The sequence below is a fragment of the Streptomyces sp. MnatMP-M17 genome (assembly GCF_900091995.1).
Lineage (GTDB): Bacteria > Actinomycetota > Actinomycetes > Streptomycetales > Streptomycetaceae > Streptomyces.
Genome location: NZ_FMDK01000355.1, coordinates 1 through 6,086 on the forward strand (window position 1 = coordinate 1; position 6,086 = coordinate 6,086).

The 6,086-nt window shown below is 68.7% G+C and carries 5 protein-coding genes and 1 pseudogene; 1 reads left to right on the forward strand and 5 read right to left on the reverse strand.

All coding sequences use genetic code 11. From position 1 onward, the window contains the following. Positions 1-335 (reverse strand): hypothetical protein (locus tag GA0115259_RS16525; RefSeq protein ID WP_141716592.1); only part of this gene is annotated, 335 nt, incomplete at its 3' end. Positions 336-470: 135 nt separating this feature from the next. Between GA0115259_RS16525 and GA0115259_RS16530 the strand changes: the two genes are divergently transcribed. Continuing rightward, positions 471-1,247, forward strand: coding sequence for a hypothetical protein (locus GA0115259_RS16530; RefSeq protein WP_093597174.1), 777 nt, complete (start codon positions 471-473; stop codon positions 1,245-1,247). Between the two features lie 19 nt (positions 1,248-1,266). Here the strand turns inward: GA0115259_RS16530 and GA0115259_RS16535 are convergent, their stop codons facing one another. The 4 genes and pseudogenes from GA0115259_RS16535 to GA0115259_RS16550 all read right to left on the reverse strand — a co-directional run. Next, on the reverse strand, positions 1,267-1,572 hold the full coding sequence (locus GA0115259_RS16535; RefSeq protein WP_093597177.1) for a hypothetical protein: 306 nt from the start codon (positions 1,570-1,572) through the stop codon (positions 1,267-1,269). Between the two features lie 386 nt (positions 1,573-1,958). After that, positions 1,959-2,429: a hypothetical protein gene (locus tag GA0115259_RS16540; protein ID WP_141716593.1), complete on the reverse strand. Its 471-nt coding sequence runs from the start codon at positions 2,427-2,429 to the stop codon at positions 1,959-1,961. 159 nt (positions 2,430-2,588) lie between these two features. Continuing rightward, positions 2,589-3,360: pseudogene (locus GA0115259_RS16545) on the reverse strand (DNA polymerase III subunit alpha); the annotation flags it as partial. Positions 3,361-3,605: 245 nt separating this feature from the next. Then, positions 3,606-6,086 (reverse strand): WD40 repeat domain-containing protein (locus GA0115259_RS16550; protein ID WP_141716594.1); only part of this gene is annotated, 2,481 nt, incomplete at its 5' end.

Consider the following 6,086-nt stretch of genomic DNA (forward strand, 5'->3'; position numbering starts at 1 on the left):
ATCCGAGCCGCGGCGACCGCCTGCTCGATGGCGGAGCCGGTGGTGTCGACCCGGCTGGCGTCGTGGGCGTTGAGGATCTGGTGGAGCAGGGAGCGGATCAGGCTCTCGGTCTCCGGTCCGCCGGGCGGGCGCAGACCGATATCGCGGGCCGCGTCGGCCATGGCGGTGGTGGAGAGGGTGTCGATGCCGTTCGCCGTGAGCTGTCCGTCGAAGTGGTCCCAGAACAGGTTGTAGGCGATGATCATCGACTTGCGGACACGCATGTGGAACTCGTGTTCGCACTTGATGTCCTTGGGGATTTCCCTGACCGTCGGAAAGAGCGGGGTGGCGGGCATACGGCTCCCGTGGATAGGGGGGCGGGGTGCGAACACCACCGCTCGACACGTAAAGTATACCTTGAACCCCTGATCGAATCAAGTTTTATGTGCCAATACGGCGGCTTGCGGCTGCCTGCCGAGGAGGAGTGAGACGTGCGCAGTTCATCCAGAGGTGGGTCCCGGCCGGGATGCCTGGCCCTGCCCTTCGCCCTGGCCGCCCGGGCGTTCACGCCGTCCCGGCCGGGCCGCGTCACCGACGGCACCACGGAGACGGTCCAGGTCCTGCGGACCGCGGTCGGCATCGCCGCGACCGTCTGGCTGCTGTACGCCTACCCGCTGCGGGAGTCGGCGGCGGACTTCGCCAAGGACCAGGCGGCCCAGACGTTCATCGGCGCCGGCGTGCTGCTGATCGCCGTGCCGGTGGCTCTGGGGATATTCGTGGCTGCGGCCCGGCCGCCCGCCAGATCCCTCTACATGCGCAGACTCGCCGGTCCGGCCAAGGGGTTCCTCGCACTCTTCGCTGCGGTCCTGGTCCTGTGGGGTCTGCTGCAGGACAGTGCCGGGGCCAGGCTGGCCCTGCAGCTGGGCATGTGGCAGATCGTCTTCCTGCCGCTCGCGCTGGGCGCCGTCCTCTTCGCGGTTCCGTACGGGCTGACCGCGGTCGTGCTGTGCGTGCACTACGTGTTCCGGGCGGCCGACGTTCACGAGGTCCTGCCGGCGCTGCTCTCCCCCGTGCTGGTGTGGGCGCTGTTCGCCTTCCAGGTGGCTGACCCCTCCCCCCTCGAGGCCCCGGCGGTGGTGCGGATGGTGTTCCTGTTCGGTCCGCCGGCGTCGGTGACCGCGCTGTCGCTGTGGGAACTGCGCTGGCTTCGACGGCGGTTCGGCATCACGGTGCGCAGAGCACTGCACGGAGGAGCAGGCGGTCCGTGACGTCCTGGCGCCAGCGGTCTCAGGCCAGGGTGTCCAGCCAGCGCCTGCAGTCCTCCGACAGCACCGACACCTGCCGGTCCACCTCGGCGCCGAGGTGTGCGGGGCTGTCCTGGGCGGCGCGGCGCAGCGCGTCGACGAGCGTGTTGGCCTGGTCTTCGGGCATGAGGTCCACCACTCCGAACAGGCGGGCGTGGAGCGCCCGTTCCAGGTCGTAGAGGGATTCGTCGATCGACTGTCCGGTGGTGTCGGGGTAGCGGAAGAACAGCAGGACGCGGGACAGGCGGGTCTCGACGGTGGTGCAGGCCCGCCGCCGCGGCCCCCGCAAGGAGAGGCAGGACGGCAATCCGTACGAGCCGGGTGCGTATCGACGTCCGGCCCGCAGACGCGGCGTTCGGCGGTACGGCGTCGACGGCCATCCTCGGTCTCCTTCGCTTCCAGCGTTGCACGGGTGCCTCCTACGCAGCTCCGGCGAGCGGCCGGGCCAGGCCTCCGGGGCGGCCAAGGGGAACGACCGCGAGAAGGATGCGGAGCTCCACGTCAGGCTCGTTGCCGCCCTGCGGACACGCGACCCAGGCGTGCGCCCAAGCCCTCCGGCAGAAGGTCATTTTCGTCAACGTAGCAGGGGTAGGGGCGGTGACGTAGTTGCGGGCATAGGCGGCGCCAGGGCGTGGTCTGGCGCAGATGGTGGCGCGGGGGTCGACCGCGATCAGGTCAGAGGAGTTCCTGGAGCTGCTCGAAGGGACGGCGTCCCGGCCCCTGGCCGACCCGCGCGGTGTGAGCGATCGGCAGGTAGGCCCTTCCGCCGTCGGCGAGCAGGAGACCGATTCCCGGATTGCGGGGGCGTACGGCACGGGCGCTGTATGCGTAGGCATTGCGGATCTGCGGGTCCCCCGCGCCCTGAAGTACAGACGCGAGGTAGACCTCGGCGCCGAGAAGCGGGATCATCCGGTCCTGGCGGATCAGCTTCGGCAGCAGTGGAGGCGGGGCTGGCACGTCTGCGGGCACGGAAGCGGCATCCGCGCTGGCGGTGGCGATGGCGAGCCACATGCGGGCACCGGTACTGAAGGTCAGCTCAAGGCCGACGCGGGCGGACCAGGGGGCCGCGTCCGCGATGCCGGGGCCCTCGGCCAGGATGTCACAGCACATCCGCTGAACCTGCTCGGGAGTCAGAACACACCCCATTTCGAATATGTGTACGCATTAGCTTAAGAAGGTGGTCTGACAACGAGCCGCTCGACCCAGGGCACAGTACGGTTCGCCAGCGATCCACCCGTGACGTCAAAATCAGCGTCGGGTGGCAGGGTCTGGGCGAGCGGGGTGATATCGCCGAGCCTGCTCGTAGATCAACTCGAAGGTCGCCGCGTCGCCGAGGTCGACGTGGTCGGGGCTGTCGAGGTCGATGTGTCGGCCGGTGGTGATCTCGGCGACGGCGTGCGCCATGGCGGACTGCATCCGTACGCCCAGTACGTCCAGCTTCAGCAGGCCCAAGTCCTCGATGTCGTGTTTATCGGCCTGGAAGGTCGGATACGCACCGCCCGGGGCGGGCTGCACCGACAGCTGGTCCAGCAGGTCGGCATTGGAGAGGATCACTCCGCACGGGTGCATGGCGAACCCGCGCGGTAGCGCGTCCAGGCCCTCTGCGGGCTCCCACAGCGGCCCGAACCAGGTTGCCTCAGCGGCAAGGTGCCGCAGCTCGGGCAACTCGGCGAGGCCGGCTCGGATGTCACCGGCGCGGATGTGGAGGAACGACTTCGCGACCCGGTCGACCGTCTGCGGCGTCCAGACAGCGCGCGGATTCCACGTCGAGGTCGATGTCCGGCAGCGACGTGCGCCGCTCGGACATAAACCTCTCGAACAACAGCCTGTGTTCGAGCGGATTGGCGGTCGCGACGAACAGCGCGTAGTTGACCACGCCCCGGCCCGGTGCGCCCTGTACCGAATCGGGATCCGCCGCCACCTCGACGACGCCTACGGCGTCCACGCCCGCCAGCTGCGCCTTGAGCACCTGCACACGGCCGAATCTCCGCCCGAGCCGACACCGACACCGCCCTCGCTTTCCCCAACGCCGGCGACGTGGCCGACGCCTTCGTCCAGTTGGGCGCGGTGCTGCGCCAGGTCGGCCGTGGCGATGACGCAGGTACGCCCAGTGCTTGCGCGGAATGTTGCCGCCTGTCCGTCGGGTGGGCCGCTGGCCTGTCGGTGGACCCGCCCGTCGGGGTGTCCGTACAGGCGAGGGATAGCACAAAGGTCCCCACGCTCAATGACGGACGCGGCGGTACACCATCGGCCGAAGGCCCCCTCAGGTCAGGCGGGGTGGGCCGGTGACGACTGGGCTCCGCGGTAGCGTGTCAAGGCTGGTCAGTCGCAGGAGCGGCGATGGGGAAGGTGGGGGAACATTTCGTCCCACTGCTTTCTGTCGATGTCGGGGACGTCTTGTCGGCACAGCCGGTCGTAGAGGTGATCGGGGCGTAGATCCAGCAGAAAGGTCCGTTCCTCCGTCCGGATCTGGCTGGAGTCTTCGATGACGGCGGCGATGTAGGGCCGTTTGTCGGGGAAGAACACGGTTTCCTGGGCCGGGGGCAGTGTGGTGTAGGGCGGGGTCTCCCACCGGCCGGCGTCGCGGGTCTTCCACAGGTGGTACGGCTCGCTGGTCAGCAGCCATTCGGTGTCCGGGCTGCGGGTGATGTCGGAGACCCGTTGTTCCAGTCGGAGGCCCTCCTGCGGGCGGACGTCGCCCGGATCCGTCACGTCCCAGACGAGGACTTGTCCGCTGGTCAGTACGGTGGCCAGTTCGTGATCATTCAGTTCGAAGTAGCCCCTTGGAGCTGCGGGAAGGCGATCGCCTTTGACAGGGTGTGTCATCTTCGACATGTCCCACAGACGCAGGTTGCCCGCCGCCTCTTCGGTGGTCAGGATCCGAGTCGAGCGGTTGTAGGCCGCACCACCCCCTAGAGCGGCATCCTCGAACAGCGCGCCCTTGACCGGCCTCTCCGGGGTGCTCACATCCCACAGCCGCAGATCGAAGCCCGACTGTACGCCGATGGTCCGCTCGTCCAGCCACCACAGAATTCCTTGAAGCGCCTTGAGAAGCACCGGTATTTCACCCCGTTTGCGCGGGTGCTGGGTATCGGTGATGTCCCAGAGCTCGGCTCTGCCCTTCGTTCCGCCCACTGCGAGCAGTTTCCCGTCGGGGCCGAGTTCGGCGAGTGAGTCGGTTCCGTTGAACCGGATCATGGCACCCGGGACCGGAGGAGAGTCCGGCTCGGGGCCGAACTCCCATAAACGGTAGAGACTGAAGTCCGTGCCTTCGGTCCACTGGTGGCTGAGCAGGACCGGTCTCTCCCGGCCGGGTACGAACCCGATAACTTCCCACGGTTCGGGCAGGGCGAACCGACTGCGGGGCGTGCTCGGGTCGGTCACGTCCCAGACAGTCCCCCGCCACTTGAAGCTCTCCGTAGGCGTCTTGGTGAGCAGCAACGAGCCGTCGTCACTGAACGACACTTCCGCGCCTGGTAACGAGGGAGCGGTGGTCCGGTCCTGCCACAGCCGGACTCCACCGCGGAAGTCGCCGGCAGCGAGAATCTGGCCGTCCGGGCTCCAGGCCACCGACTGCACCGGCTCGGGCGACGGATAGACCGGCAGGTCGGCTGTATCCCGGGTCAGGTCCGCGTCGGTCCTGCCCACCTCCCGTCTCTCCACCGATCCCGAGCCGGAGGGCTTGGCCGCGGCGAGTTCCCGCCCGTCCGGCCGGAAGGCCAGTGATGGACTGTTCAGGCCGAACGAGATGCCTGTAGGTCCGCGGTCGAGCGCCCTGAGCCTCCCGTTTCGCTCCACCGCCCAGTAGTACAGGCCGTCGGCGCCGGTCGCGGCGATCAGGTCCCGCCGCGGATGGAAGGCGACGGCCATGATTGAGTCCGCCTCGGCGCTGCCGCGTAGCACCGGGCGTGCCGGTTCGGTCATGTCCCACAGCCGCACCCTGGCCGGCGGCGGGGCCTCCTTGGTGGTGGTCTCCGGGCCGTCCGGGATGCCGTTTCCCGTCACCAGGTACCGGCCGTCCCGGTTGAAGGCCACAGAGATGATCGCCTGTTCGGCGATCTTCTTCTCCCATCGGCTCACCGGATTCGCCGGCTCGGTCACGTCCCACAGTTGGAGTCTGCCGTCCTCCCTTCCCGCCGCCAGTGTGCGTCCGTCGGGGCTGAACGCCAGGGAGTAGGTGATACGGGTCGGCGTGGGGTGATCCGCGAGCTTTCTCGGATTCCCCGGGGCCGAGACGTCCCAGACGGTGAGCCGTTTGGCGGTCTGGACCGCGGCGACGGGTCTACGGGGGTGGTAGGCCAGGGCTGCGTTGCCCTCACCGTAGGCGCCGGCCGGTACGACGGCCGTGGGTCCGCTGTTCGTTGCGGAGCCGGAGCGAACGTCCCAGAGGGCCAGCTGCGCCGCTTTCCGGCTTTTCTCGTCGCCCTGCCGCACCGTGGCCGCGAGGGTGTGTCCGTCGGGGCTGAATGCGAGGTTGAGTACCGCGCTGGAGACTCCCTTCAGCAGCGAGGGCGTGCGGGTGACGTAGGAGGTGTAGAGACCGGACCGGGTTTCCGGAGTGGCTTTCAGGCGGTAGGCGGCGAGATTCAGCTGGAGTGCGGTCAGCGGGTCGTCCGCGCGCAGGTCGTCCGCGCGGTTGGCCAGTTCCTTGGCGGTCTCCACCGCCTGCTTGTCCGCCGCGTCCTTCGAGGCGCGGTCGGCCTGCACCACGGCGACTGCGGCCATCAGCACCAGAATGACCAGCGCGGAGATTCCGGCCCGGAGCCTGACCGTGCCCCGCCACTGGGCGGAGCGGCTGGCGGG

Excerpts from the sequence above, each read along its gene's own strand:
- GA0115259_RS16540 (WP_141716593.1), bottom strand. The coding sequence starts at position 2,429 with ATGGGGTGTGTTCTGACTCCCGAGCAGGTTCAGCGGATGTGCTGTGAC.